A 1,817-nucleotide genomic window follows, 5' to 3' on the forward strand; every position below is an offset into this window, starting at 1 on the left:
ACTGCGCAAAGGCCCGTTCCGGACACTCGACGCCACCGCGATGCGCGCGACGACCATCGAAGAGCTGCACAAGATGGGTATCGATCTGCCCGACGTGGATGCACCCATCGGATCGCTGTCCGGCGGCCAGCGTCAGTGTGTGGCGATCGCCCGAGCTATCTTCTTCGGCGCACGCGTGCTCATCCTCGACGAGCCGACCGCCGCGTTGGGTGTCAAGCAGTCCGGCATGGTTCTGCGATACATCTCCGCCGCGAAGGAGCAGGGCTTCGGCGTCGTGTTCATCACCCACAACCCGCATCACGCGTACATGGTGGGGGATCACTTCGTGCTCCTCAACCGTGGTCGCCAGAAGCTCGACTGCACCTACGACGAGATCAGCCTCGACGATCTCACCAAGGAAATGGCGGGCGGCGACGAACTCGAAACCCTCACCCACGAACTACGCAGGTAGAGACCTGCGAAACACGGCCCATCGACGAACGTCGGTGGGCCGTGTCTCGTCGTGCACGTCGATTGTCCGAGGTTGTCCCTGCTGTCCCGTTGTACTGCTACCGAATCGGTGCGGGCCCTGTCGTATTCCGAACGATGAGGCGCGGGACCAGCACGACAGGATCGAGGTTCGTCCTGTCGTTGTCGAGAATGTCGACCGCGAGTTCGATTGCGCGATCGGCCTGATCCGCAGGCTCTTGGCTCACTGTCGTCAGCGCGATGTGCCCGAGTTGAGCCAAGGTGCTGTTGTCGTACCCGGTCACCGAAATATGTTCGGGTACGACGATGCCTGCGACTTGTAGGGCATCCAACAGGCCGACCGCGCTTCTGTCGTTGGCTGCAACGATGGCGGTCGGTCGTGTTCCCGGATGATCGCGGACTGCGAGCCCTGCATCCGTGCCGGACACTTCGGTGAAGTCTCCGTCGAAGACTTCGATGAATTCGGCGAGGCCATGACGACGCATCGCCCGTGTGTAGCCGTCACGCCGGTCGACGGCGATGGGGTTGGAACCACCGGAAAGGTGAGCAATTCTGCTGTGCCCCAGCGACACCAGGTGATCGACGACGGCGCTCATTCCTCGGCGGTCCGTCGCACGGACTACGGCGACGCCCGAGACGCGACGACCCACCACGATGAGTGGGACACGAGTGCTCCACGAGCGCAGCGACTGTGCGGATGACTCGGATCCCAGAATCACAACCGCTTCACAGCGGAAGTCGAGCAGTGTTTCTATGACGGCCGACTCCCCGTGCGTGGGCGTCACGGCGCCCAGAACCACCTCGTAGCCTTTCGAGTCTGCTGCGGCCACCATGTGTTCGACCATCTCGGCGTGGAACGCATTCCTGATGTTCGCGACCACGCCGAGCATGTGTGTGCGGCGCAGAGTCATCAGTGCGGCAGCTCGGTTCGGTCGATAGTCGAGTTCGTCGGCCACGGCCAGAACGCGTGCGCGAGTCTCGGCGCTGGGGCCAGGAACGTCGCGAAAAATCATCGAGACCAACGCTTTCGAGACGCCGACTCGGTTCGCGATGTCCTGCATTGTCGCGGATTTGCCGTTTGCCATGTGGCTCCTCGAATTGGTGCGCCGTGTCTGCGCCGACGATCTTGACACGGAGGTGATCGATGTCTCATAGTAGCTGTACTAGACCGGTCAAATAGACCGGGACACTTGATCTCGCTTCGAGAGAAGAAGAAAGTAGTCACCCTCATGACAGAGAACTCGCTCGGTGTAGCCGTCATCGGTGGCGGTATGGCCGGACGCGCCCATGCCGCCGGGTACCGGATGGCGTCGACGCTGTTCGGCACCGACCGCCCGGATGTACGTTTG

At 62.1% G+C, this 1,817-nt stretch carries 2 protein-coding genes and 1 pseudogene; 2 read left to right on the top strand and 1 reads right to left on the bottom strand.

Features of this window, described 5'->3' with window-relative positions; all coding sequences use genetic code 11:
* Positions 1–451: ATP-binding cassette domain-containing protein (locus tag CH289_RS27790; RefSeq protein ID WP_143545151.1), on the top strand; the 451-nt coding region annotated here is incomplete at its 5' end.
* 97 nt (positions 452–548) lie between these two features.
* On the opposite strand, the gene CH289_RS27795 is transcribed toward CH289_RS27790, so the two are convergent.
* The gene (locus CH289_RS27795; RefSeq protein WP_037161791.1) at positions 549–1,553 is read right to left on the bottom strand and encodes a LacI family DNA-binding transcriptional regulator; all 1,005 of its coding nucleotides are present in this window, start codon (positions 1,551–1,553) and stop codon (positions 549–551) included.
* Positions 1,554–1,697: 144 nt separating this feature from the next.
* Between CH289_RS27795 and CH289_RS28920 the strand changes: the two are divergent.
* Positions 1,698–1,817, top strand: a pseudogene (locus CH289_RS28920) (Gfo/Idh/MocA family protein); the annotation flags it as partial.

The sequence above is a fragment of the Rhodococcus sp. RS1C4 genome (assembly GCF_002258225.1).
In the GTDB taxonomy this organism is placed as follows: domain Bacteria; phylum Actinomycetota; class Actinomycetes; order Mycobacteriales; family Mycobacteriaceae; genus Rhodococcoides; species Rhodococcoides fascians_E.

What these genes read in the sequence shown, in the direction of transcription:
- CH289_RS27795 (WP_037161791.1), bottom strand. Translation starts at nt 1,553, where the DNA reads ATGGCAAACGGCAAATCCGCGACAATGCAGGACATCGCGAACCGAGTC.